The organism is Solwaraspora sp. WMMA2101 (assembly GCF_049179175.1).
Classification (GTDB): domain Bacteria; phylum Actinomycetota; class Actinomycetes; order Mycobacteriales; family Micromonosporaceae; genus Micromonospora_E.
Genome location: NZ_JBMHMA010000006.1, coordinates 3,164,779 through 3,187,728, shown reverse-complemented (window position 1 = coordinate 3,187,728; position 22,950 = coordinate 3,164,779). Strand labels below are relative to the sequence as shown.

The window sequence follows — 22,950 nt, the reverse complement described above, 5'->3', positions numbered from 1 at the left end:
AACGAGACTAGTATCGATTGGCGGCACCGCGGCGCATCCTGGTCACGCCGCTACTGGTCCCGAGCCGGGTGTCAGGTGCGTTTGCTCCCGGCAGGGGCGGTGCCGCGCGGTTTCGTGGGAGGATCGCGCCGTGCCGTCCCTCTTCGCTTCCTACGCTTCCTACCTCCGGGTGTACGAGCCGCTGGCCGCCTTCGACCGTGACCGGCAGGCCTACTGGCGTCGGTACGTCCGGGACGGGCGGGCGGTGGGCCCGCACGAGGGCCCCGGCCGGCAACGGACGGCGGTGATCGAGGCACTCGGCGCGGGCTGGACGCGGCTGCCGGACCTGCCGGACGAGGCGTACGTCCTGGAGTCGGACGAGACGCTGCTGGTCTGCCCGTGGAATCTGCGGGTACGGGTGGCGGAGGCGGCGCTGAGCGCCCGGGACGGCGTACCGTCGGTGCTGGCCGACGCCTTCGTGCCGCCGGTGCTGGCCGGGCAGGCGCGCGCGGTGGTCGACGACTGGCGCAGCGGCGCGCGGGTGCTGGAGCACGGGGTGCCCCGGGTGCACGAGCAGGTGGCGACGTGGGGCGTGCCGCTGCGGTGGTTCGTCTTCGTGGATCTCGCCGAGCGTGATCTGGTGGCCGCGCCGCCGCGGCGGGCACTGCGCTACCGCACGGAGATCTCCAAGGCCCGGCGTCGCGCGTCGCGCGGGCTGTCGGTGTTGCGAAAGTCGGTCGGGGACGCGCCGATCACCGAGGCGGTCGAGGAGAGTGCCCGGTGGTTGGAGGAGTTCCATCCCCGATCGGTGGTCGAGCTGGACTACGGCGGCCTCGTCCGGCTGCTGCCGGACGAGACGCTGGAGGCCGACGATTCGCCCGGTCTCGTCGCTGCCGGGCTGACCGCGTTGTCAAGAGGTGACGCCGAATCGGCGGGCGAGGCCTACGAGAAACTCGTCGCCAGGTGGCGCGCCGTTCAGTTACTGGAGCGGTGCAATTAGTGATTAATGCCCCAGCAAATGCGGGCATTCTTCGCGTACTACCACGCTCATTGCCGCCCAGTCCTGAGGGGTATTCGTAATCAGGCGTTCACGACCGGTGATCAAGAGTCCGTTTAAGGTATGTTCTGGCGTAAAAAATGTATAAAAATCGGTCATTGCTCATCCGTCCATCCAAGGACGTTCGGCCGTTCGGCCCATGTCGGACATCGGGGACTAGCCGGACCATGGGAGACGCGTCGGCCGGCGGGACCCCGGCCGATGTCTATAGCACTGTGGAGGAGTGACTGATGGCATCGCGTACGCACGAACCAGAGCCGCTGCTCACGCCGGCCGAGGTGGCGTCGATGTTCCGAGTCGACCCGAAAACCGTCACCAGGTGGGCCAAGGCCGGCAAGCTCAGCGCCATCCGGACGCTGGGCGGCCACCGCCGCTACCGGGAGTCGGAGGTACGTGCCCTGTTGCAGGGCCAGATTCCCCAGCAACGTCAGGGCGACTGACCGGCCTCTCTCCAGATTGGCTGACATCGGCTAGTCGGGGGCGGTGTTTCCCGGAACCTCGGGAGCCCGCCCCTTCGTCGTTCCCGGGGACCGGCCGGTGACCGGTCGGCCCGGCCGAGCAGACCACGGCAGCAGACCACGGCAGCAGACCACGGCAGCAGACCACGGCAGCAGACCACGGCCCGGCGGAGCAGACCGCCGGGCCGTGGTCGTCGTCCGGTTCCGGACAGTTCAGCTCGTCGGCGGGTGCCCGCCATCACCGTCGACGACCTCGTCCGGCGTACCGTCCTCGTCCAGGTCGACCATGGTGATGTCCACCTTGCCGTCGCCGTCGGTGTCGAACTGGTACATGTCGGCCTTGCCGTCGCCGTCGGTGTCGACCACCCACACGTCGGTCTGCCCGTCATTGTTGGTGTCGGCCTTGAGCAGGTCGACCCGATCGTCGCCGCGGGTCTCCACGGTCTCCGGTGCCTCGGTCATCCCAGGTCCTCCATCGCTGCGTCACAAGTGCTGGCGGATGTGACAGTAGGGTGCCATCCGGCCCGCCGCGACCCGAGCCGGGCTCATCTCGCCGCGTACGGGTTGACCGCCGGGTTCAGGTAACTCACGGTGTCCGCCACCCCGTCGTGATCGGTGTCGCGCAGCACCTGGTCGGCCACCCCGTCGCCAGTCAGGTCGACCCGCACCTCGTCGGTCCGGCCGTCGAAGTCGGTGTCCCTGCTCCAGGTGTCGACCCGGCCGTCGTGATCGGTGTCGGCGGCCACCCGGTCGATCAGCCCGTCACCGTCGCTGTCGGTGGAGACCACGTCGATCCGGCCGTCGCCGTTGGTGTCCATGCTGATCTCGTCGGCGATGCCGTCGTCGTCGAAGTCCCGCAGCATCGTGTCCAGCCGACCGTCGCCGGAGTTGTCCAGCATCGTGACCTCGGCGATGCCGTCGCCGTCGGCGTCGTGCATCACGACGTCGGCCATGCCGTCACCGTCGCGGTCGATCAGCACGTCCGTGGAGCCGTCCATGTGGTGCTGGACGACGGTGTACGCGCCGTCACCGTACGTCTCGTAGCCGACCGCGTCGTGGCCCGGGTCGTCGCTGCTGCCCAGTCCCTGTTCGGCCTCGGCCGACGCACTGAGGTCCGGGTCGACGTACTCGCTCATCCTGCCGCCTCTTTCGCAGATCATCCTGGCTGGTGACAGGACCCACCGTACGCAGCGGCGATGATCGTGTGATCCCGAGAAAGTGCCACCCGCGCGGGACCGAGGAGCCTCAGACGGCGACCGGCAGTCCCGCCGCCGACAGTGCCTTGATCACTTCAGCGGACTCGCTGAAGCCGATGATCAGGATCGCGTCGGCACCGAACGCCTTGATCTCCTGCGCACCGTCCGTGAAGTCGACCGGCGGCGAGTCCGCCCCCTCCGGGGGGTCGTAGGTGAGCAGCTTGAGCCGGTCCGCGCCGATGCCCGCCCGGTCCAGTTCGGCCCGGACGTTCTCCTGCAGGCCCTCGCCGTACGAGTCCTTGCGGGCGACCACCGCGACCCGCTGCGGGCCGTCGCGCATGATGACGTCCGCCAGCGCCCGACCCTGCAGCAGGTCCGACGGCGCGGTACGGAAGTACAGTCCACTGTCGTCGATGGTGCTCAGCCCGGCGTCGGTGTTGCACGGCGAGAAGAGGATGATCCCGGCCCCGGTGACGTCCGGCAGGACCGCCCGGGAGATGCCGGAGGCGCCGGCACCGATGATCACGTGAACGCCTTCCTCGATGTGCCGCGCCACGGTCTGCCGCGCCACGTCGGGGTTGGTGCCGTCGTCGCCCTCGAACCACTCGACCGGCTCGCCGAGCACCCCACCCGCCGCGTTGATCTCCCGCAGGGCGAGCTGGGTGCCGGCGTCCATCGGCGGGAACGCCAGGGCCAGATCGCCGGTCAGCGGCAGCAGTCCGCCCAGCTTGAGCGGGGCGCCGGTGCGACTGCCGTTGCTCGCCGGCGGCACCGCCGGCGGTGCCACGGTGGTGGTGGTCGACTCGTCACCGGCACCGACGAACTCGGTCTTGCCGTCGTTGATCTGGCCGTTCTCGTCGAAGTGCAACGTGGCGTAGCTGGCCGTCGACGGCTCCCCGGCGTCGGTGAAGCCGCCCCGTTTCAGCGAGATGCCCCGGTACTCGATGTCGACGCCGTCCTCGACGAGCTCCAGGCACAGTGCCACGGTGTCGCACTGCTCGCCACCGGTGGTCACACCGTTGATCTGGGCGGCGATGGCCGCCGGGTCGGTGGTGCCGGCCAACTGCGTGGCGAGGGCACTGATCACCACGGCGTCGTAGGCCTCACCGGCGTACAGGAAGTCGTTGAGCTGGCCGTCGACGGTGCGCAACCGTTCGACGAAGTCGTCCGACAGCGGCGTCAGCGGGCTGGTGCCCTTCATCCCGGACAGCAGGCCCGCCTGATCCTCGAACTCGGCCGCGAAGGAGTTGATCATGTTGCCGTCGGTGCCGTACAGCCGCACGGGCTCGACAGCGACGTCGTCGGTGGTCGACGTGTCGCCGCAACCGGAGGCGGTGACCAACAGGGTCGCGCAGACGGCCAGGGCGGCGGTGCGGGAGCCGCGTGACACGGGCATGGGACGTCCTCCATCGGCCGAAGGTCCGCAGGGCACCTTAGCGTCTTACCGGCTCAAACGCGATGTCAGGCATGGTACGCGGACCGCCGGGCGGCCAGTTGGGCGGCATTGCGACCGCGTGGGCGGTTCGGTGGTCACGCCTTGACCACGCGACATACCCTTCCGCTCATGACCGACCGACGCGACGGGGCCGACGAGGCGTTCACCGACGCCACCGAGATCCTGCGCTCCGCCCTGGCCGGCGACAGCGACGGCGTGGCCGGAGCCTTCGACGCCGTGGTGGACCGCAGCGGCGTGGCCGGTGCCTACGACGTGGCGTGGTGCCTGGCCGCGACGATGGTCGGCGACGACGTCCCGGTCGGTGGCTGGACCCTCGACTTTCCCGGCATCGACGAGGCGCGCTACGACGCCCGCTGGGTGGCGCGGTTCATCAGCGCCTACGCGAACTCGGACAGCTCGACCGGGGAGGCGCTGTTCGGCGCGGCTCTCGCCGACGGGCAACTGCCGGAGTGCCTGCTCACTCTGGCCGGCTCCGCGGTGGCCACCCTGCGCCGCCGCCGCGCCGCCTGAGCGGCCCGGCACGGCCCGGCACGGCCCGGCTGGGCCCGCGTCACTTGCCCCAGTCGTGCTTGGCGGCGCGGACCAGTTTGTCCTTCAGCTCCCGGGTGTGCCGGCGGGAGACCGGCAGCTCGGTGCCGTCGATCACCACGACGTAGCCGGAGTTCGCCAGCCGCAGTTCGGTGATCAGCCGCAACTGGACCAGGAACGACCGGTGGATCCGGACGAACCCGGCATCGGCCCAGCGCTCGCCCAGCGTGGCCAGCGGGACCCGGACCAGATGCGAACCTTCCGCAGTGTGCAACCGCGCGTAGTCGCCCTGCGCCTCGACCCAGCGGACCGCCGAGCGGGGCAGCATCCGGGTGGTGCCGGCCAGCTCCACCGGGATCGCCGGGTCCTCCTCGTTGCGGGCCATCGCCGCCGGATGCGACGGCACCACCCGGGCGGTCAGCACCCGCCGGACCGACTCCGCCAGCCGCTCGGCCCGCACCGGCTTGCGGACGTAGTCGGTGACGCCCAGGTCGAACGCGTCCACCGCAGCGTCGTCGTAGGCGGTGACGAAGACGATCGCCGGCGGCCGGGCGAACCGGCGCAGCACCCGGGCCAGCTCCATACCGTCCAGGCCGGGCATCCGGATGTCGAGGAAGACCGCGTCCACGTCGGTGTCGCGCAGTACCCGCAGCGCCTCGGTGGCGTCGGACGCCGTGTGCAGCCGGGCCACCCGGGGGTCGGCCCGCAGCAGGTACGCCAGCTCGTCGAGGGCCGGTGGCTCGTCGTCGACGGCGAGCACCCGCAGGAACGGGGTCACGACACCACCTCCCAGCGTCCGGCCGCGCCCGGCCGGGCGTCGGGGTGGAACTTCGGCACCCGCATGCTGACCTTCGTACCCGCTCCCACCGCCGTCTCCACCACCAGGCCGAACTGGTCGCCGAAGACCGACCGCAGCCGCTCGTCGACGTTCGACAGGCCGACGTGCTGGCCGGCGTCGTCGGCCGGGTCGCCGCCCCGACGGACCTGATCGGCGCCGGTGCCGGTGCCGGTGAACACCGCCGGGTCCATCCCCACTCCGTCGTCCTCCACGGTGATGTGGCATTCGGTGCCGGCGTCGCGCGCCTCGATGCTGACCGTGCCGAGGCCCGGTTTGCGGGACAACCCGTGCCGGACCGCATTCTCCACCAACGGCTGCAGACAGAGGAAGGGCAGATGGACGGGGAGTACCTCGGGGGCGATCTGCAGCCGCACCTGGAGCCGTTCACCGAACCGGGCCCGCTCGATGGTCAGGTAGCGGTCGATGGACCGTAGCTCCTCGGCGAGCGTGGTGAACTCGCCGTGGGCCCGGAACGAGTAGCGGGTGAACTCGGCGAACTCCAGGATCAGGTCCCGGGCCCGCTCCGGGTCGGTCCGCACGAACGAGGCGATCGCGGTCAGCGCGTTGTAGATGAAGTGCGGGCTGATCTGCGCCCGCAACGCGCGTACCTCGGCGCGGGCGAGCCGTTCCCGCGACGAGTCCAGCTCGGCCAGGGCCAGCTGGCTGCCGGCCCAGTACGCGGTCTCCAGGGTGGCCTGGACCAGGCCGGGTGCCGGATCGTCGTCGACGACGGCGACCAGGGCCACGGCAGCGGCCCGGTCCGGCCCGGTCAGCGGCGCGACGACGGCGCCGCGGATCAGGCAGTCGGGGCGGTCGCAGGGCAGGTCCCGGGCGGTCAGGACGACCGACCGGCCGGTGTCCAGGGCCCGGCCGGTCGCGGCGACGAGCTGGTCGCCGTGGTGGCCGCCGCGCCCGTCGAAGGCGAGTACCTCGTCGCGGCCGGTGAGCGCGGCACCGGGAGCCCCGACCAGGGCGCGCAGATGCCGTACGGCCTTGGCGGCGCCGGCGGCGTCCAGACCGTTGCGCAGCGGCTCGGCGGCCAGGCCGGCGGTGTGCAGCACCTCGTAGGTGGCCCGTTGGGTGGCGGTGGCGATGCCCCGCCGGCCACGGAGCCGGACGACCGCGTACACCGCGACGGTCAGGGCGGTCACCAGGGCCAGTACCGCCAGTGGTGCGGATAGGTTTGCGCCCACGGGTCAGATCCTGTCCGGTACCGGCGGTGCTGCCAAGTTCGGCGTGGTGGTCATTCGGTCAACGGTCGGCTACCGGCTGCCGGCGGACCGTGCCGCCGTCGGACGGGTCAGTACGCGCCCTTGCGGGCCAGCACGACGCCGATGGTGCGCCACAGGATGCTCAGGTCGTAGGTGAGCGACCAGTTGTCGACGTAGTAGAGGTCGAGTCGGACCGCCTCGTCCCAGGACAGGTCGGAGCGCCCGGAGACCTGCCACAGACCGGTCATCCCGGGGCGGACCAGCAGCCGGCGGCGGACGTCGCCGAGGAAGTCACCGTCGTCGGCGGGCAACGGGCGCGGCCCGACCAGCGACATCTCACCCCGGAGTACGTTGATCAGCTGCGGCAGCTCGTCGATCGAGCTGGCGCGCAGGAACCGGCCGATCGGGAAGACCCGTGGATCGTTGCGGATCTTGAAGAGCATCCCGTCGGTCTCGTTCTGGTCGACCAGGGAGGCGAGCCGCTCCTCGGCGTCGACGTACATGGTCCGGAACTTCCAGACCTGGAACACCTTGCCCTCGTGGCCGACGCGCGGCTGCCGGAAGAACACCGGCCCCCGGTCGGAGAACCGGACGGCGATCGCCACCGCGACGAACAGCGGCGCCAACGCGACCAGCCCGAGCCCGGCGGCGACCCGGTCGAGCAGGTTCTTGGCCAGCCAGCCCAGCCCGGAGAGGGTCGGCTCCTCGACGTGCAGCAGCGGCAGGCCCTCGATCGGGCGGATGTGCACCCGGGGTCCGGCGATGTCGGTCAGCTGCGGGGCGACGATCAGGTCGATGCCGCTGCCCTCCAGCTGCCAGGCCAGCCGGCGCAGCTCACCCGGCTCGGAGCTGGCCGAGCCGCAGACCGCGATGGTGTCGGCACCGACCTCGCGGACCAGGGCGAGCACGTTGCGTCCGGCGTACACCGGGACCGGGGTGTCGATGCCCCGGGCGGCGGCGTACCCGTCGGTGAGGTGGATGGCGACCGGGATCAGCCCGGCGGCCGGGCTGCGGGTGACCGCGGTGAAGACCTCCAGGGCCTCCGGCAGCGTGCCGACCAGCACCATGCGGTGCGCGGCGTGGCCGACGCGGCGGCGCAGCACGTGCAGGGCGTACCGGGCGAGGAACCGGAACAGCAGGATCAGGGCGAGCGCGCCGATGAGGGCCGTGGCGACCGACAGCCGGGACAGGTCCGTCTTGGTGGCGAAGGCGAGGAAGGACACGCTCGCGGCGACCGTCACGCCGGCGCGCAGCACCCGCTTGAACTCGTCGGTGCCCAGGCCGAGGTAACGCCGGTCGTACGCGCCGGTCGCCCAGAGCACCACCACCCAGCCGAGCGGCAGGAGCAGGTAGGTGACGGTGTGGAACCAGGTGGCGTCCTTGTCGGCGTCGGAGAAGCCGGAGGTGGCCTTCTCGAACAGGGAGATCGAGATGTAGCTGGCGAGCACCGCCGCGACGAAGTCGAGCAGGAGCAGGATCGCGGTGTACGGCCGGTGCCACCGCGACGCGCGTCGACGTGCCCGGGCCCACGCCGACCGGGGTACGCCGTTGGTCGGCGGCGGCGCGGGCGGCTGGATCTCGAAGCTGTCGACGTGGCGCAACCTGCTGCTCCGGCTGGTGTTGGTTACCGGGCGTTCGAGGCTTGTCGTCACCTCACCCACGTCCTCCCGCGTGACACGTGCCGCCCACTCTCCGTGAAGGCCTGGCTCGCCCACCAGCTCAGTCTCCCACGGCGCCCGTACACGGACGGTGACCCGAAAGACTTTACGCCCCTCGTCCGAAGGGTGGGTGCCGGTGGTCGGTGATGGTGCTGAAGCTTTGGGACCGGGCCACTATACCGATGGATCGTCACCACGGAAGTCACCGTTGTGGTGCGCATCGCCGTAGCGAGGGACGATCATCGTTCGGACCCCGATTTCGTCACCTAACGCACAAGGCGGGACAACCGTCGGTCAGCGAGTGGGGTGCCGCCGGTCTGGCAGGTGGGGCAGTACTGCAGGCTCGAATCTGCAAAAGAGACTTCTCTGATCTTATCCGCACATACCGGGCACGGTAACCCGGTGCGACCATGCACTGTCATTCCGGATCGCTTCTCGCCCTTCAACGTCGCCGCCCGTTGGCCCACCGAACGGTCCACCGCGTCGGTCAGCACCCGCCGGGTCGCGGCGTACAACGCCGACATCTGATCGTCGGTGAGCCGGTGGGTCAGCGCGAACGGCGACAACCGGGCCGCGTGCAGGATCTCGTCGGAGTACGCGTTGCCGACGCCGGCCACCACCTCCTGCGTGGTCAACACCCCTTTGACCTGCCCACGTCGGGCCCGCAGCCGCTGCCCGAAGGTGTCGGCGTCGACGGCGAGCACGTCCGGACCCAGCCTGGCCACCCCCGGCACCTGCGCCGGGTCGGCGACCAGGTACGTCGCCAGCTTCTTCTGCGTACCGGCCTCGGTCAGGTCGAACCCGGAACCGTCGTCGAGCCGGACCCGGACCGCGATCGGCCCCTTGCCCGGCTTCAGTGGCGTCGCCGACGGGAAACTCTCCCGGTAGTGCAGCCAGCCGGCCCGCGCCAGATGCACCACCAGGTGCAGCTCACCGCCACACTCCACGTCCAGGAACTTGCCGTGCCGGCCGGTGTCGGTGATCTCCAACCCGGCCAGCGCCGACAGCGGCGGATCGTAGGTCTTCAGCGCGCTGATCGCCGACACGTCGACACGCGCTACCCGGCGGCCGACCGCGCGCTGGCGCAGGTAGGCCGCGAGCGCCTGCACCTCCGGCAACTCGGGCACCCCTCAGACGGTAGCGTCTGACGACGTCGAGCAGGAGGGTTGACCCGGTGAGAGTCGTCGTGGCGCACAACCGATACCGGCAGGCCCAGCCCTCCGGGGAGAACGTCATCGTCGACAGCGAGATCGACCAGCTCGCCGCCGCCGGTGTCGAGGTGATCCCGTTCCTGCGCAGCTCCGACGACATCCCGGCGCTGCCGGCGACCGGCAAGGCACTGCTGCCGATCTCGCCCAGCTACGCCCCGGCCGCCCAACGGGACCTGGACCGGCTGCTCGCCGAGCACCGGCCGGACGTACTGCACCTGCACAACCCGTACCCGTTGATCTCGCCCTGGGCGATCCGCACCGCGCACCGGCACCGGGTGCCGGTGGTGCACACCGTGCACAACTACCGGCAGGTCTGCTCGGCCGGGCTGTACTTCCGCGACGGCCGCATCTGCACCGACTGCCGGGGCCGGGCGATCGGCCTGCCCGGTGTGGTGCACCGCTGCTACCGGGGCTCGCGGGCGCAGAGCGCGGTGATGGCCGCGACCCTGGCCCTGCATCGGCCCACCTGGCGCTCGGTCGACCGGTTCATCGCGCTGACCTCGGCGGTCGCCGGGCACCTGCGCGACTACGGCGTCCCCGACGAGCGGATCGTGGTCAAGCCGAACGCCATCGAAGACCCCGGCCCGCCCGCCCCGCTCGGCGACGGCTTCCTCTTCCTCGGCCGGCTCACCCCGGAGAAGGGCATCGGCCTGCTCCTCGACGCCTGGCAGCGGCATCCAGAAGGGTCGCTCGGCACGCTGCGGATCGGCGGCGACGGCGAACTGCGCCCGCTGGTCGAGACCGCCGCCGGCGGCCGCGCCGACATCGACTTCCTCGGCCCGCTGGACAGATCAGCGGTACGCGACGCGCTGCGCGCCACTGCCGTGGTGCTGGCCGTCTCCACCTGGCACGACGTGCTGCCGACCGTGGTGATCGAGGCGTTGGCCAGCGGCCGGCCGGTGCTCGGCACCGCCCTGGGCGGCATCCCGTACCTGGTCGGCGCGGACGGCTCCGGTACGGCTGCCACCGCCGCCGGCTGGGTGGTGCCGCCGGAGGCGGCCGCGTTGGCCGCGGCCCTGCCGGTCGCCCGCGACGGCGCCGCCGCCCTGGCCGGCGTCGCCCGCGCCCGCTACGAGACCACCTTCCACCCCGATGTGGTCATGAAGCAGCACCTCGCCATCTACGACGCGGTCAGCGCCAGGATCAGTTGACCGAAAGCCGGCCGACACGCCGACGTACTCCCGCATCCTCATCAACTGATCACGCTGGAAGCCGTCACCGCCGTGCTCGGGCCATACCGGCACGTCCCGGCATAAGATGTACCAGTGGGCCACCAACGCATCACGATCGACCCCGCCCGGATGGGCGGACTGCCGTGCATCAGAGACACCCGGCTGACCGTCACCGCCGTGCTCGGACAGTTGGCCGCCGGCCGGTCGGTCGAGGAAGTCCTCGACGACTACCCGTACCTGGAGCCAGCTGACGTGCTGGCGGCACTGGAGTACGCCGCGTTGGCGGTGCAGGAGCGTGAGCTTCCGATCACACCGAGCGCGGCATGAGCTTCCTCGTCGAACTCGCCAGGTGACGTCAGCGGAGGGCGGAGCGGGCGGAGAAGGTGATGCTGGCCAGCAGGAAACCGCCGTTGACCACGGTGAACGCGGCGATCACCCAGACCGCCAGCGCCGGCGCGACGGTCAGCACCACCCCGGCGACGAGAATCACCGCGCCGTAGTCGCGGATCAGCTTCACCAGGCGTACGGGTAGCGAGGTCGAGGTGACCATACTGGCCGCGTTCGGGCCGGCCTGCATCACCGAGGTCACCAGGTTCACCATCCAGGTGCCGGCGAACGCCGCGACCAGCCACACCGGGGTCGCCGGGACCTGTGCCACCGCGACCGTCGACAACGCGGTGACCAGCGCGATCTGGGCGGCCACGTCGCAGAGTACGTCGACCCGGGCGCCGGCCGGGCTGGTCTGCCCGGTCACCCGGGCCAGCTGACCGTCGGCACAGTCCAACGCGTACGCGATCTGCCAGCCGACCAGCGCGACCAGCCCGATCAGCCAGGCCGGCACGGACCCGGCGGCCACCGCGTCGGCGGAGGCGATCACCGCGACCGACGCGGCCAGCCCGAGGAGCAGGTTCGCCACGGTCAGCACCGTCGGGGCCAGCCGCAGCCGGGCGCCGGCGTACGCGAACACCGCGCCCAGCCGCTGACTGACCGCCTCGCTGAACAGCCCACCCCCCCTGTTGGCCTGGTAGAAATCTGTCAGGAGCGGGGGAGTTACGAGCTGTTCACCTTGCGAAGCTGCTGAGGGCACCGAGGTATTCTGCCAGCCGCTCCTCGACGGCGGTCGCATCGAGGTGCAGGTGCTCCAGGATGGTGTACCGGTCCGGTCGGGTGTGCGGTGCGTGCCCGACGGCGGCGACGAAGTCGGCGTCGGACAGTCCCAGATCGGCCGGGCGCAACGGCAGGCCGTGCCGGTCCAGCGCCGCCGCCAACTGGGCGAACCGCAGCCGATCGCCGCGCAGGAACGTGCAGAACAGCGCGCCGAGCCCGACCTGCTCGCCGTGCGAGCCGGTGCCCGGGTACAGCAGGTCGATGGCGTGCGAGATCTCGTGGCAGCCGCCGCTGGCCGGCCGGCTCGACCCGCACACCGCCATCGCGATGCCGCCCAGGATCAGCGCCTCGGCGAGGGTGGTCAGGAACGCGTCGTCGCCGAGGCCGCCCGGGTGGTTGAGCAGCGCCTCGGCACCGGTGCGGGCCAGCGTGACGGCGAGACCGTCGATCGGTTCGTCGCGGGCGGCGTGCGCCAGCTCCCAGTCGGCGACCGCGCTGATGTTGCTCAACGCGTCGCCGACGCCGGCCCGGGTCTGCCGGTCCGGGCCGTCGGATACGAAGTCCAGGTCGACGACGATCGCCAGCGGAATGTGTACGCCGTACGAGCCCCGCCCGCCGTCGTGGTCCAGCGACGCCACCGGGGAGGCGATCCCGTCGTTGGCCAGGCTGGTCGCCACGCTCACCATCGGGATGGCGTACCGGGAGGCGGCGTACTTGGCGGTGTCGATGGTCTTGCCGCCGCCGATGCCGACGACCGCGTCGTAGGAGCGTTGCCGCAGTTTCTCGCCGAGCTCGTGGGCGGCCTGCAGGGTGCCGCCGGTGACGGTGAACACGTCGGCGCGGCCGAGCCCGGGGGCGATCAGTTCGGCGATCCGTTCCCCCTGGCCGGGGCCGACGACCACGGCGACCTCGCCGCCGCCGGAGATCCGCCGGTCGGCCAGCAGCGCGCCCAGGCCGGCGACCGCGCCCCGGCGGACGTCGATGGCCAGCGGGGTGTGGACGGTACGGGCTAGTAGTGGCATGCGATGTCCCGGGCCCTGGTCAGGTCGTCGTGGTTGTCCACCTCGACCCAGGCGACGTCGCCGATCGGCGCGCCGCGCACCTCGCCGCCACGGTCGGCGTACTCCTGGTAGCCGTCCTCGTAGTAGAGGTTCGGATCCCGCCGCCAGGTCGCCTTCAACGCCTCGGCGAGCCCGGCGGCGGCCGAGGACTCGATCAGGGTGGCGCCGATGTACTCGCCGTGGGCCTGCGCCGGGTCCATCAGCTTGGTGATCCGGGTCAGCTGCCCGGCGTCGTCGAAGACGACCTTCATTTCCTCGTCGGCGAGCTTCTTCACGTCGTCGACGGCGAGCAGGATGCTCGGCCCCCGCCCGGTCAGCAGGGTCTGCTCGACGCTGGCCGGGTGCACGGTGTCGCCGTTGACCAGCAGGGCGCCGGCGGCGAAGTGCTCGCGGGCCAGCCACAGCGAGTACGCGTTGTTCCACTCCTCGGCCCGGTCGTTGTGCACCAGGGTCAGCGCCACGCCGTGGCGGGCCTGCAGGTCGGCCTGCCGGGCGCGGACGGCCTCGGCGGCGTAGCCGACCACCACGACCACGTCGGTGAGCCCGGCGGCGGCGAGGTTACGCAGCCCGATGTCCAGGATCGTGGTCTCCCCGTCGACCGGCACCAGTGCCTTCGGCAGGGTGTCGGTGTACGGGCGTAGTCGCCGGCCCGCTCCGGCGGCGAGCACGAGACCGATCATCAGGCGGTCCTCCTGGTGAGGGGTATGGGTACGAGGTATCGGTGGAGGATAGCGGCTCAGCCGGGGAGCGCGGCGAGGTCGGCGAGCAGGGTCACCCGCTGGTCCGGGTCCAGTGCCTGGTACGGCCCGGCCGCGCGCCGGTCGGTCTCCTGCTCGATGGCGAGCCGGGCCGGTCCGGGCGGCAGGTCGATGATGCTGCGGGCGGTGTGCCCGGCGGCGGTCCACGCGGCGGCGTGCGCGTCGGCCCGGTGGTAGCGCAGCGCGCAGAGCCGGTTCAGCAGCAGCACCCCGGCCGGGGTGCCTTCCGGCTCGTACGGTGGGGCGACGGCACCGAAGGCGTCCTGGCCGTCGGCCGCCGACGGCTGGTCCGGCTGGTCCGGGCCCGGGGCCGGGTCGGTGCCGGAAAGCGCGGCGGCCAGCAGCCGGCCGGTGAGGTCGACCAGCCGCACCAGCCGGCCAGCGTGTTCGCCGCCCCAGATCGTCGCGGTGACCTCGGCGTGCAGCGCGTACAGGTCGGTCAGGAAGGCTCCGCCGCGTTCGGTGGCCCGCAGCGCGCCGTCCGGGTGGCGTACCACCATGCCGTAGGCGACCTGCTTGTCGAGGACCCGCTGGCAGCTCGCCGGGTCGTGGTAGCGGGTGACGGCGGTGAAGCCGGTGGCGGCGACCAGTCCGCCGGGGGCGGCGAGCCGGGTACGCAGATCGACGAGGAACCCGACGGCGGCCGGTCCGCCGTACCGTTGCTGCAGTTCGGTGCCGGCGCTGGCGGCGGCGGTCATCGCCGCGCGGTAGACCCGGTCCACGGCGGGCGCGGTGAGCGCGGCGCACCGGTGACCGGGCAGCCACAGTTGGTCGGCGCTGCTCACAGGCCCAGGGCGCGCAGGACGGTGAAGCCGTTGTCGGCTATCCGGCGGATCAGACCGTCGTTGACGTCGGCCGACTCGTCGAGGACGTCGAGTTCGTCGGCGCGCAGCCAGCGGAACTCGGTGTGCTTGCCGGGCTCGAGGACGGGGTGGGCCAGGTCGCCGTCGACCCGTACCAGGTAGTCGACCTCGACCCGGGCGATGCCGTCGTCGCCGACGTAGCGGTACTCGCCGACCTCGGCCAGGACCCGGGCGACCTGCCACCCGGTTTCTTCCTGTACCTCACGGTACAGGGTTTCGAGTAGGGTTTCGCCCGGTTCGACGTGCCCGCCGACTATGTCCCAGGTGTCGGGGAAGAGCCGCCGGTACGGCGACCGGCGCTGGAAGAAGATCCGGCCGTCGTCGTCGACGATCAGCGCTGCGGCGCACCGCAGCGGCTGGCCGGGTGCGTCCCGCTCAGGGGGTGGGGCGGACACGTCTGTGACAGTAGCGATCCGCCCCCGGGAAGAACCAGGACGAGCCGCGTACCACCTGGCGCATCGGTTCGTTCAGGCTCTTGTGGACCGCCCAGGAGCAGGCCACGATGTCCGTACCGTGCCTTTCCGGGAGGTGATGCGTGATGCGTGTCGAAGATGTCATGTCCCGCCGGATCTTGATGGTTGGTCCCGATCACACCTTGCGGCAGGCCGCGCAGATGATGGCCGCCCGGCGGATCGGATCGGTGGTGGTCGCCGATCCCGACTCGCAGGGAATCGGCATCCTGACCGAGCGCGACGTGCTGTACGCCATCGGTGCCGGGCTCGATCCCGACGTCGAACGCACCCGGGCCCACCTGACCTGGGACGTGGTCTACGCCGGGCCGGACACGACGCTGACCGAGGCGGCGCAGGCGATGGTCCGGGGCGGTTTCCGGCACCTGGTGGTGCTGGCCGGCGGCGAGGTCGTCGGCGTGGTGTCGGTCCGGGACCTGCTCAAGGTCTGGACCGCAGGTCCGGTCGCGGGTCCGGCCGCCGATCGGACCGCCGGTCCGGCCGCTGCCCCGGTGGCGCCGGTGAGTGTCCTGCCACACCAGCCGGAGGCGATCGGCTGATCGCGTCGTACGCTGGCAGCCATGAGCGCCGAGCAGCTGATCTCCTTCGCCCGTGGGGCGCCCTCGCTGGACATCGTCGACATCGACGGGCTGAAGGCCGCCGCCGGGCGGGCCTTCGACGCCGATCCGGCCGGGGTGACCGCGTACGGCACCTCCGTCGGTTACCTTCCGCTGCGCCGCTGGATCGCCGACAAACACGGGGTCGAGCCGGAGCAGGTGCTGGTCACCAACGGTTCCCTGCAGGCCGACGCGTTCCTCTTCGACCACCTGGTGCAGCCGGGTGACGCGGTGGTGGTCGAACGGCCGACGTACGACCGGACACTGCTCAACCTTCGTCAGCTCGGTGCGCAGGTGCACCCGGTGACGATCGAGTCGGACGGGCTGGACACCGACGAGCTGCGCAAACTGCTGGAGTCCGGGGTCCGGCCGAAGCTGGCGCACATCATCCCGAACTACCAGAACCCGGCCGGGGTGACCCTGTCGGCGGCGAAGCGGCGGGCGCTGCTGGAGCTCGCGGTGGAGTTCGGCTTCACCATCTTCGAGGACGACCCGTACGCCGACATCCGGTTCCGGGGCGAGGCGCTGCCGTCGATGCTCGCCCTGGACACCGACGGTGTGGTGGTGCACGCCTCCAGTTTCACCAAGACCGTCTGCCCGGGGGTCCGGGTCGGCTACCTGGTCGGCGACGCCGGGCTGATCAAGACGATCGCCGGGCGGGCCACCAACCTCTACATCTCGCCGGGCATGGTGGCGCAGGCGATCGTGCACCAGTTCTGCGTCTCCGGCGACCTGGACCGGTCGATCGCCACCGTGCGTACCGCGCTGTCCGAGCGGGCCCGGGTGCTGGGCGAGTCGCTGCGCAAGCACATCCCAGGGGTACGGTTCACCGAGCCGGACGGCGGCTACTTCCTCTGGGTCGAGTTGCCCGACGACGTGGCGGTCGACGCGTTGGTGCCGGCGGCGGCGCAGCGCGGCGTGGCCGTGGTCAAGGGCAGCGACTTCCTGCTGTCCGGCGGTGACCACGCGCTGCGACTGGCCTACTCGGCGGTGACGGTCGACCAGATCGACGAGGGCGTCCGCCGGCTGGCCGAAGCGGTCGACGAGGTACGCGGGGCGTAACTTCACGAGTTTTCGGATCACGCCCCCGGTGCCCGCGAAGGGCACCGGGGGCGTGTCGTGTGGTGGTTTCCTGTTTCTCAGGACGGCTGCCGTGCGGGCACCGGGAGGGAGGCGGGCTGATGGCGGACTCCGCTGGCGGGCAGCCGAAATGGCCGGACGGCGGCAGCAGCCGGGCCCTGTCGCGGGCCTGGACGGCCCCGGTACGGGCGGTCAGCCGGATGCTGCACTCCACCGAGACCGGGCCGGACCCGGAGCCGGCGCCGCTACCGGAACGCAGCGGAATCGTCGACTGTGCGCTCTACATCGACGGGGTCCGCCAGCCCGGGTCGTGGCAGCATCCCGAGGCGTTGGCGACCGCCCGGCAGGAGACGAACGCCTTCGTCTGGCTGGGGCTGCACGAGCCGAGCCTGGCGGAGATGGCCGGCATCGCCGACACGTACGGGCTGCACGAGCTGGCGGTGGAGGACGCGGTCAAGGCCGAGCAGCGGCCGAAACTGGAGCAGTTCGGCGAGGTCAACTTCCTGGTGCTGCGGACCGCCCGGTACGTCGACCACGAGAAACTGACCGGCGACTCGGAAGTGGTCGAGACCGGCCAGGTGATGCTCTTCATCGGGCGGGGGTTCGTGATCAGCGTGCGGCACGGCGACGCCTGCCGTCTGTCGCCGGTGCGGGCCGATCTGGAGCGCAACCGGGAACTGATGACGCAGGGGCCGTGGGCGGTGGCGTACGCGGTCACCGACCGGGTGGTGGACCTCTACCTGGAGGTCGTCGACCGGATCGAGACCGACCTGGAGACCGTCGAGGCCGACGTGTTCTCGCCGGAGGCCAGCGACAAGGTGCACGAGATCTACCAGTTGAAGCGCGAGCTGGTCGAGTTCAAGCGCACGGTGGCCCCGTTGCAGCGGCCGATGATGACGTTGACGGCCGAGATCAACGAGGAGGTGCCGGCGGAGGTCCGCCGCTACTTCCGCGACGTGCAGGACCATCTCAGCCGGGTCGTCGAGCAGGTCAACGCGTACGACGACCTGCTGAACTCGATCCTGCAGGCCCGGTTGGCGCAGGTGACCGTGGCGCAGAACAACGACATGCGCAAGATCGCGGCCTGGGCCGGTATCGCGGCGGTGTGGACCGCGCTGGCCGGGATCTACGGCATGAACTTCGAGTTCATGCCGGAGACGGACTGGGAATTCGGCTACCCGGTCGTGCTCGCGTTGATGCTGAGCATCTCCCTGGTGCTGTACCGGTCGTTCCGGCGTAACGGCTGGCTCTGACGGCGGCCGGCGCGCCCCGGCTCGGCGCGGGCCGTGACACGACCGCGGGCCGGCAGCGGACCAGCTGGTCCGCTGCCGGCCCGCGGTCGGTGCCGAGCTCAGTTGGTGCCGGGCACCGGGCCGGGGACGGCCGAGGCGTTGGTGGCGTTCGAAGCGGCACGCATCGAGTCCAGCGCCTGACCTGGGTCGTACTCCTCCCACTGGGCGGCGCGTCGACGGCGTACCGCCATCGTGCCGAGCGCGCCGGCGGCCGCCAGCAGGCCGACGATCATCGGCCACCGACGGCGGCCGGCGTCCTTGCCGCCACCGGGAGTGAACCGCGAGTTCTTCGCGCGGGTCTTCATCGCCTTGGCCTTCACGGCCTTGGTGCGTCCGGTGGACTTGGCGGCCGCCATCGCCCGCATCCCGGATTTTCTCGCTGCCAACATGTTCGTCGCCTTCGCCTTCCTGGTCGCCCGGCCGGCCTGCCGGGCACCGTCTGCGGCGGCCACCGCCAGTGGCGCCAGCGTGGCCATGGTCCGGGTCATGCCCTGCGATGCCGAGTCGCGCATCCGGTCGGCGGTCGGCCCGACCGCTGTCCGGGCGGCGTGGATCCGTGGGCCGACGGTGGCACCGACGCCCCCGGCCGCATGCGTCGCCGCCTGCATGAAATGATCGAGGCTCTCGCCGAGCTCTGCTCGGACGAGGTCCCGCCGCCTGGCACGCCTGGAGATCCTCAACACCGCTGCCTACCTCCTGTGCTGTCGTTACGCCGTCATCCTCCACCTTCGGGTGCCTCCGTGTAGCCGGATCGGGCACATGGGAGGATTCGCATGGAACTGACCAACAACTGAGGAGTACCCGTGGCTGAGGCTGTCTACGCCACCTTGCACACCAATCACGGACCGATCCGGTTGGAGCTGTTCGCCAACCACGCACCGAAGACGGTCCGTAACTTCGTCGAACTCGCCGAGGGCACCCGTGAGTACACGGACCCGCGTACCGGTCAGCCGGGTAGCGGTCCGTACTACGACGGCACCATCTCGCACCGCGTGATCAGCGGGTTCATGGTCCAGATGGGCGACCCGACCGGCACCGGCCGGGGCGGACCGGGCTACACCTTCGCCGACGAGTTCCACCCGGAGCTGCGGTTCGACCGGCCGTACCTGTTGGCGATGGCGAACGCCGGGCCGGGCACCAACGGTTCGCAGTTCTTCATCACCGTCAGCCCGACGCCGCACCTGAACAACCGGCACACCATCTTCGGTCAGGTCGCGGACCAGGACTCGGTGAAGGTCGTCGACTCGATCGCCACCACCGCGACGAACCCGGCGGACCGTCCGCTCAGCGACGTCGTGATCAACCGGGTGGAGATCGAACGGGTCGGCTGACCTGTCGAGACCGGGCCGACCTGTCGAGACCGGGCTGACCGGTCGGCGCTGATCATTAGTTCGGCGCATCTGCTCCGGGCCGACCGCCCGTCGCCGCCCGACCGTCCAGTTGATCATGGCGGCGGCGGGTCGGTGGCCCGGCAGGTAACCTTGGCGCTCATGGAGACGCACCGGGACTCCGACGGCCGACGTCGGCGCAGCGAGGTGGCGAGATGAGTGATCCGGCCCAGACCGTGCCGGTCTGCTACCGGCACACCTCCCGGGAGACCTGGGTCCGGTGCTCCCGGTGCGAGCGGCCGATCTGCCCGGACTGCATGCAGGAAGCCGCGGTCGGGCACCAGTGCCCGGAGTGCGTCGCCGAAGGGCGGCGGACGCAGCGGTCCGCGCGTACCGCCTTCGGTGGCAGCGTCGCCGGCCAGCAGGGCACCGTCACCAAGGTCCTGATCGGCCTCAACGCACTCGCGGCGGTGATCGGCCTGGTGGTCTCCGGTGGCGGCTCGCTGCTGGGTGCCGGGCTGTTCTCCGCCGCCGGGTGGCTGCACGGCTTCGGTGGCGTGATCGGCCCGGACGTGACGGTCCGGGCCAACGGCACCGTCCTGGGCGGGGCCCTGCCGATGTACGGCGACGTCTTCGTCGGCATCGACAACGGCGGCGTGTACCGGCTGATCACCGCGATGTTCATCCACTACGGCCTGCTGCACCTGCTGTTCAACATGTGGGCGCTGTGGGTGCTCGGCCGTAACCTCGAGGCCGTGCTCGGGCCGGCCCGCTTCGTGGCGCTCTACCTGATCGCCGGGCTCGGCGGCAACGTGGCGGCGTACCTGATCTCGCCCAACTCGCTGTCGGCCGGCGCGTCGACCGCCGTCTTCGGCCTGTTCGCCGCCTTCTTCATCGTGCTGCGCCGGCTGAAGCGGGACACCTCCGCGGTCGTCGGCATCCTGGTGATCAACCTGATCCTCACCTTCACCGTGTCCAGCCTGTCGATCGCCGGGCACATCGGCGGGCTGATCACCGGGGCGCTGATCGGCACGATCCTGGCCTACGCCCCACGGACCAACCGGACCGTGGTGCAGGCGGTCGGCTGCGGCGCGGTGCTGCTCTTCCTGATCCTGCTCACGGTGGCCCGGATAGCGCTCGCCCACGCGGGCTGATCACGGCTGGCGGCCGCCGTGGGCATGCCACCACGTCGTCAGGGCGGCCGCCACATCGGCCGGGTCCGCGCCGAGGTCGGTGCCACCGAGCAGATGCAGCGAATCGCCGGCGTCGATCTCCAGCAGTGCGGTACGGACACCCCGGTGCCCGCGCCGGTCCACGGTGATCGACTCGACCCGCTGCCAGTCGATGGCGCGTCGACCGGCGAGTCCGGTGACCACCTCGACGCCCTGCGGGCCGGCGGTCAGCCGTACCGGCACCAGCAGGTCGCGCACCGCCCAGCCGGTGAGCCCGGCGGCGGCCACCAGGCCGAGGGCCGACCGGATCGGGTCGCCGTCGGCGAACAGCAGCCCGACCGCGGCGACCAGCGCGGCCGCCACGACCTTCGCTACCGGCACCTTCGCCGGGACCCGCCAGCTCGTCGCCGGCGGCAGCGCCGGGTCCGGACCGCCCACCGGCCCGTCGGGGTCGGGACGATCCACCGGCCCGTCGTGGTCGGCGTGGTCGTCGGTGTCGTCGTCGCGCACCGGTCAAGGATGCCAGCGGTACGGAGCACGGCGTACCATTGCCGCAACCAAGTTACCGGGGAGTAGGCATGAGGGACGCGGTCATCGTCGGGGCGGTCCGGACACCGGTCGGGCGGCGCAAGGGTGCGCTGGCGTCGGTGCATCCGGTGGAGTTGTCCAGCCACGTGCTGCGCGCGCTCGTCGAGCGGACCGGCATCGACCCGGGCGACGTCGACGACGTCGTCTGGGGCTGCGTCTTCCAGGTCGGCGACCAGAGCTGGAACATCGCCCGCAGCGCCGTACTCGCCGCAGGCTGGCCGGAGTCGGTGCCCGCCACCACGGTCGACCGGCAGTGCGGGTCGAGTCAGCAGGCCCTGCACTTCGCGGCGGGAGCGGTGATCTCCGGCCAGGCCGATCTGGTCGTGGCCGGCGGGGTCGAGTCGATGACCCGGGTCCCGATGGGTGCCAGCACCGGCACCGGACGGCCCTTCGGTGACCAGGTACGGGACCGCTACCGTGGCGTCGACGGCGTCACCCCCGACGAGCCGGTGCCGTTCAACCAGGGCGTCAGCGCCGAGCTGATCGCGGCCCGGTGGGGGCTGTCCCGTACCGCGCTGGACGAGTTCGCCCTGGCCAGCCATCAGCGGGCGGCGGCGGCGCAGGACGCCGGTGAGTTCGACGCGGAGATCGCGCCGGTGCCGGTCGCCAGCTCTGGCGCGGCCGGCTCCGACAAGGCCGGTGCCGACCTGACCGGCGCCGACAAGGTCGGCGCCGACGAGGGCATCCGGCGGGACACCTCGCTCGCCAAGCTCGGCGAACTGGCGACCCCGTTCCGGGCCGACGGGGTGGTGACCGCCGGGTCGGCGTCGCAGATCTCCGACGGCGCGGCGGCGCTCGCGGTGACCACCTCGCAGTGGGCGCGGGAGCACGGCGTACGGCCGTTGGCCCGGGTGCACACGGCGGTGGTGGTCGGCGACGACCCGGTGATGATGCTGACCGCGCCGATCCCGGCCACCGAACGGGCGCTGCGTCGCAGCGGCCTGAGCCTGGCCGAGGTCGGGGTGTACGAGGTGAACGAGGCGTTCGCGCCGGTGCCGTTGGCCTGGCTGGCCGAGACCGGGGCGGACCCGGCGCGGCTCAACCCACGCGGTGGCGCGATCGCCCTCGGTCATCCGCTCGGCGCCAGCGGGGCCCGGATCATGACGACGATGCTGCACCACATGCGGTCGACCGGTGTGCGGTACGGCCTGCAGACGATGTGCGAGGGCGGCGGGATGGCCAATGCCACCATCGTGGAAATTCTGTAGCTGAAATTTCGCCATTACCCCGAGTCATCACAGGTTGACGTGTCGTTAACACGACATGGACGTCTTTTCCCGTACGTTCCTGCCCGCGGCGGCGGAGACCGCCGTACCGATATCCACGACCAGCCGACACATGCCGGTGCTCCGGCGCTGTGTCTCCCCCAACGAACGCACCGTTCTCGTCGCCCGGTGCCAACGCCCCGACCAGCCGATGCAGGGTGACTACCTGCTCCTACTGACCCGCCGACGGCTGGTGGTCACCCAGGAGACGATCCTGTGGCGCCGCCTGCGGCTGCACCTCAACAGCGAGTTACGTCACCTGGACCACGTCACCTGGACCACCGACCCGCGTGCCGGGATCGTCGAACTCGCGGTCACCGCCATCGACGGCATCCGGGAACGATTCCTGATCAAGGTCCCCGACCCGGGTCGGGCCAGCCACATCGAAGCGCTGTTCAGCTACGCGTTCCTGGCCCGTCCGCTGGACGCCCGCAGTACCGCCGCCGCCTGACCCGCGCCCGGCTGCCGCCGTCAGCCCGACGACTGTCGCCGCGCTGCCTGCCACCGCCCGACGCGCGTCCGACGCGGTTCACGGCCCGGCGACCGGCGACTGGATCGAACCGGAGCAGGTCGAGCACTTCAGCCAGACCTCCCGGGTACGGCCGC

The 22,950-nt window shown here is 71.3% G+C and carries 25 protein-coding genes and 1 pseudogene; 12 read left to right on the top strand and 14 right to left on the bottom strand.

The features are described from left to right. Positions 1–130: 130 nt before the first annotated feature. Positions 131–979: a hypothetical protein gene (locus ACN28F_RS15310; protein ID WP_282224769.1), complete on the top strand. Its 849-nt coding sequence runs from the start codon at positions 131–133 to the stop codon at positions 977–979. Between the two features lie 287 nt (positions 980–1,266). Then, positions 1,267–1,476 (top strand): BldC family transcriptional regulator, encoded by a 210-nt coding sequence (locus ACN28F_RS15305; protein WP_007073996.1) that lies wholly within the window; start codon positions 1,267–1,269, stop codon positions 1,474–1,476. Between the two features lie 231 nt (positions 1,477–1,707). Here ACN28F_RS15305 and ACN28F_RS15300 read toward each other — a convergent pair whose 3' ends face one another. The 3 genes from ACN28F_RS15300 to ACN28F_RS15290 all read right to left on the bottom strand — a co-directional run bounded on the left by ACN28F_RS15300 (position 1,708) and on the right by ACN28F_RS15290 (position 4,086). Continuing rightward, the gene (locus ACN28F_RS15300; RefSeq protein ID WP_289208633.1) at positions 1,708–1,956 is read right to left on the bottom strand and encodes a hypothetical protein; all 249 of its coding nucleotides are present in this window, start codon (positions 1,954–1,956) and stop codon (positions 1,708–1,710) included. Between the two features lie 83 nt (positions 1,957–2,039). After that, a complete protein-coding gene (locus ACN28F_RS15295) occupies positions 2,040–2,630 on the bottom strand; it encodes a hypothetical protein (RefSeq protein WP_421358335.1) in 591 nt (196 codons plus the stop codon). A gap of 109 nt (positions 2,631–2,739) precedes the next feature. Next, positions 2,740–4,086, bottom strand: coding sequence for an ABC transporter substrate-binding protein (locus ACN28F_RS15290; RefSeq protein ID WP_289208631.1), 1,347 nt, complete (start codon positions 4,084–4,086; stop codon positions 2,740–2,742). Between the two features lie 168 nt (positions 4,087–4,254). On the opposite strand from ACN28F_RS15290, the gene ACN28F_RS15285 reads away from it, so the two are divergent. Then, complete coding sequence (locus ACN28F_RS15285) at positions 4,255–4,656, top strand: hypothetical protein (RefSeq protein WP_282224773.1); 402 nt, start codon at positions 4,255–4,257, stop codon at positions 4,654–4,656. Positions 4,657–4,696: 40 nt separating this feature from the next. Here the strand turns inward: ACN28F_RS15285 and ACN28F_RS15280 are convergent, their stop codons facing one another. The 4 genes from ACN28F_RS15280 to ACN28F_RS15265 form a co-directional block, all read right to left on the bottom strand. Further along, the gene (locus ACN28F_RS15280; protein ID WP_289208630.1) at positions 4,697–5,452 is read right to left on the bottom strand and encodes a LytR/AlgR family response regulator transcription factor; all 756 of its coding nucleotides are present in this window, start codon (positions 5,450–5,452) and stop codon (positions 4,697–4,699) included. Next, entirely contained in the window at positions 5,449–6,705 is a 1,257-nt protein-coding gene (locus ACN28F_RS15275) for a sensor histidine kinase (protein ID WP_289208629.1), read from the bottom strand. The genes ACN28F_RS15280 and ACN28F_RS15275 overlap by 4 nt, the downstream gene beginning before the upstream one ends. Positions 6,706–6,812: 107 nt before the next feature. After that, a complete protein-coding gene (locus tag ACN28F_RS15270; protein WP_421358333.1) occupies positions 6,813–8,384 on the bottom strand; it encodes a sugar transferase in 1,572 nt (523 codons plus the stop codon). Positions 8,385–8,647: 263 nt separating this feature from the next. After that, complete coding sequence (locus ACN28F_RS15265; protein WP_289208627.1) at positions 8,648–9,508, bottom strand: Fpg/Nei family DNA glycosylase; 861 nt, start codon at positions 9,506–9,508, stop codon at positions 8,648–8,650. Between the two features lie 47 nt (positions 9,509–9,555). Here ACN28F_RS15265 and ACN28F_RS15260 point away from each other — a divergent pair, with 47 nt between their 5' ends. Continuing rightward, positions 9,556–10,743, top strand: a complete 1,188-nt coding sequence (locus tag ACN28F_RS15260; protein WP_289208626.1) for a glycosyltransferase family 4 protein — start codon at positions 9,556–9,558, stop codon at positions 10,741–10,743. A 114-nt stretch (positions 10,744–10,857) separates the two neighbouring features. Beyond that, positions 10,858–11,091 (top strand): DUF433 domain-containing protein, encoded by a 234-nt coding sequence (locus tag ACN28F_RS15255; RefSeq protein ID WP_421358330.1) that lies wholly within the window; start codon positions 10,858–10,860, stop codon positions 11,089–11,091. Between the two features lie 28 nt (positions 11,092–11,119). Here ACN28F_RS15255 and ACN28F_RS15250 read toward each other — a convergent pair whose 3' ends face one another. The 5 genes from ACN28F_RS15250 to ACN28F_RS15230 are packed head-to-tail and all read right to left on the bottom strand — an operon-like array spanning position 11,120 to position 14,948. After that, positions 11,120–11,851: a CDP-alcohol phosphatidyltransferase family protein gene (locus tag ACN28F_RS15250; RefSeq protein ID WP_289208624.1), complete on the bottom strand. Its 732-nt coding sequence runs from the start codon at positions 11,849–11,851 to the stop codon at positions 11,120–11,122. Continuing rightward, a complete protein-coding gene (locus ACN28F_RS15245; RefSeq protein ID WP_421358328.1) occupies positions 11,826–12,893 on the bottom strand; it encodes an iron-containing alcohol dehydrogenase family protein in 1,068 nt (355 codons plus the stop codon). Before ACN28F_RS15245 ends, ACN28F_RS15250 begins: the two co-directional genes overlap by 26 nt. Continuing rightward, positions 12,881–13,612, bottom strand: coding sequence for a sugar phosphate nucleotidyltransferase (locus ACN28F_RS15240; RefSeq protein WP_421358326.1), 732 nt, complete (start codon positions 13,610–13,612; stop codon positions 12,881–12,883). The genes ACN28F_RS15245 and ACN28F_RS15240 overlap by 13 nt, the downstream gene beginning before the upstream one ends. 56 nt (positions 13,613–13,668) lie before the next feature. Then, a complete protein-coding gene (locus ACN28F_RS15235) occupies positions 13,669–14,475 on the bottom strand; it encodes a hypothetical protein (protein ID WP_421358324.1) in 807 nt (268 codons plus the stop codon). Next, positions 14,472–14,948, bottom strand: a complete 477-nt coding sequence (locus ACN28F_RS15230) for an NUDIX hydrolase (protein ID WP_289208620.1) — start codon at positions 14,946–14,948, stop codon at positions 14,472–14,474. Before ACN28F_RS15230 ends, ACN28F_RS15235 begins: the two co-directional genes overlap by 4 nt. A 143-nt stretch (positions 14,949–15,091) precedes the next feature. Between ACN28F_RS15230 and ACN28F_RS15225 the strand changes: the two are divergent. The 3 genes and pseudogenes from ACN28F_RS15225 to corA all read left to right on the top strand — a co-directional run. Continuing rightward, positions 15,092–15,454 (top strand): annotated as a pseudogene (locus ACN28F_RS15225) (cyclic nucleotide-binding/CBS domain-containing protein); the annotation flags it as partial. 129 nt (positions 15,455–15,583) lie between these two features. After that, positions 15,584–16,681, top strand: a complete 1,098-nt coding sequence (locus tag ACN28F_RS15220; RefSeq protein WP_289208619.1) for a PLP-dependent aminotransferase family protein — start codon at positions 15,584–15,586, stop codon at positions 16,679–16,681. A gap of 119 nt (positions 16,682–16,800) precedes the next feature. Continuing rightward, complete coding sequence (gene corA, locus ACN28F_RS15215; protein ID WP_421358322.1) at positions 16,801–17,952, top strand: magnesium/cobalt transporter CorA; 1,152 nt, start codon at positions 16,801–16,803, stop codon at positions 17,950–17,952. Between the two features lie 98 nt (positions 17,953–18,050). Here corA and ACN28F_RS15210 read toward each other — a convergent pair whose 3' ends face one another. Next, a complete protein-coding gene (locus tag ACN28F_RS15210; protein WP_421358321.1) occupies positions 18,051–18,674 on the bottom strand; it encodes a hypothetical protein in 624 nt (207 codons plus the stop codon). Between the two features lie 120 nt (positions 18,675–18,794). On the opposite strand from ACN28F_RS15210, the gene ACN28F_RS15205 reads away from it, so the two are divergent. Both ACN28F_RS15205 and ACN28F_RS15200 read left to right on the top strand, forming a co-directional pair. Continuing rightward, positions 18,795–19,322 (top strand): peptidylprolyl isomerase, encoded by a 528-nt coding sequence (locus tag ACN28F_RS15205; RefSeq protein ID WP_282224786.1) that lies wholly within the window; start codon positions 18,795–18,797, stop codon positions 19,320–19,322. A gap of 212 nt (positions 19,323–19,534) precedes the next feature. Further along, positions 19,535–20,473, top strand: coding sequence for a rhomboid family intramembrane serine protease (locus ACN28F_RS15200; protein ID WP_289208617.1), 939 nt, complete (start codon positions 19,535–19,537; stop codon positions 20,471–20,473). On the opposite strand, the gene ACN28F_RS15195 is transcribed toward ACN28F_RS15200, so the two are convergent. Further along, a complete protein-coding gene (locus ACN28F_RS15195; RefSeq protein ID WP_421358319.1) occupies positions 20,474–21,001 on the bottom strand; it encodes a PH domain-containing protein in 528 nt (175 codons plus the stop codon). 68 nt (positions 21,002–21,069) lie between these two features. Between ACN28F_RS15195 and ACN28F_RS15190 the strand changes: the two genes are divergently transcribed. Continuing rightward, positions 21,070–22,287, top strand: a complete 1,218-nt coding sequence (locus tag ACN28F_RS15190) for a thiolase family protein (protein WP_421358317.1) — start codon at positions 21,070–21,072, stop codon at positions 22,285–22,287. Positions 22,288–22,342: 55 nt separating this feature from the next. After that, positions 22,343–22,795 (top strand): hypothetical protein, encoded by a 453-nt coding sequence (locus tag ACN28F_RS15185; protein ID WP_282224789.1) that lies wholly within the window; start codon positions 22,343–22,345, stop codon positions 22,793–22,795. The last annotated feature ends 155 nt before the right edge of the window (positions 22,796–22,950 follow it).

Coding starts and splice junctions, on each gene's coding strand:
- ACN28F_RS15220 (WP_289208619.1), top strand. CDS start 15,584: ATGAGCGCCGAGCAGCTGATCTCCTTCGCCCGTGGGGCGCCCTCGCTG.
- ACN28F_RS15305 (WP_007073996.1), top strand. CDS start 1,267: ATGGCATCGCGTACGCACGAACCAGAGCCGCTGCTCACGCCGGCCGAG.
- ACN28F_RS15240 (WP_421358326.1), bottom strand. CDS start 13,612: ATGATCGGTCTCGTGCTCGCCGCCGGAGCGGGCCGGCGACTACGCCCG.
- ACN28F_RS15200 (WP_289208617.1), top strand. CDS start 19,535: ATGAGTGATCCGGCCCAGACCGTGCCGGTCTGCTACCGGCACACCTCC.
- ACN28F_RS15300 (WP_289208633.1), bottom strand. CDS start 1,956: ATGACCGAGGCACCGGAGACCGTGGAGACCCGCGGCGACGATCGGGTC.
- ACN28F_RS15290 (WP_289208631.1), bottom strand. CDS start 4,086: ATGCCCGTGTCACGCGGCTCCCGCACCGCCGCCCTGGCCGTCTGCGCG.
- corA (WP_421358322.1), top strand. CDS start 16,801: ATGGCGGACTCCGCTGGCGGGCAGCCGAAATGGCCGGACGGCGGCAGC.
- ACN28F_RS15285 (WP_282224773.1), top strand. CDS start 4,255: ATGACCGACCGACGCGACGGGGCCGACGAGGCGTTCACCGACGCCACC.
- ACN28F_RS15190 (WP_421358317.1), top strand. CDS start 21,070: ATGAGGGACGCGGTCATCGTCGGGGCGGTCCGGACACCGGTCGGGCGG.
- ACN28F_RS15295 (WP_421358335.1), bottom strand. CDS start 2,630: ATGAGCGAGTACGTCGACCCGGACCTCAGTGCGTCGGCCGAGGCCGAA.
- ACN28F_RS15245 (WP_421358328.1), bottom strand. CDS start 12,893: ATGCCACTACTAGCCCGTACCGTCCACACCCCGCTGGCCATCGACGTC.
- ACN28F_RS15185 (WP_282224789.1), top strand. CDS start 22,343: ATGGACGTCTTTTCCCGTACGTTCCTGCCCGCGGCGGCGGAGACCGCC.